Genomic DNA, 401 nt, shown 5'->3' on the forward strand with positions numbered 1-401 from the left:
GGAGAAGGCCAGACCCATGATCCACATGTCGGCGCCGATGCCCGGGCTGCGGACCGCGTCCGACAGCGGGGAGTAGGCGAACCAGCCGAAGTCGGCCGCACCCTCGGGGGTGAGGAAGCCGCCCACCGCGATGGTCGAGCCGAACAGGTACAGCCAGTAGGCGAACATGTTCAGCCGCGGGAACGCCACGTCGGGCGCGCCGATCTGCAGCGGCATGATCCAGTTGGTGAAACCGGCGAACAGCGGCGTCGCGAACATCAGCAGCATGATCGTGCCGTGCATCGTGAACGCCTGGTTGAACTGCTCGTTCGACATGATCTGCAGACCCGGCCGGGCCAGCTCCGCACGCATCAGCAGCGCCATGACGCCACCGATCAGGAAGAACGCGAACGACGTGACCA

1 protein-coding gene is annotated in these 401 nt (G+C 65.8%); it reads right to left on the bottom strand.

Translation table 11 applies throughout. The annotated features are described in order from the left end of the window. Positions 1 to 401 (bottom strand): cbb3-type cytochrome c oxidase subunit I (locus IO33_RS0142075; RefSeq protein ID WP_031174346.1); only part of this gene is annotated, 401 nt, incomplete at both ends.

This window comes from Streptomyces durhamensis (assembly GCF_000725475.1).
Lineage (GTDB): Bacteria > Actinomycetota > Actinomycetes > Streptomycetales > Streptomycetaceae > Streptomyces > Streptomyces filipinensis.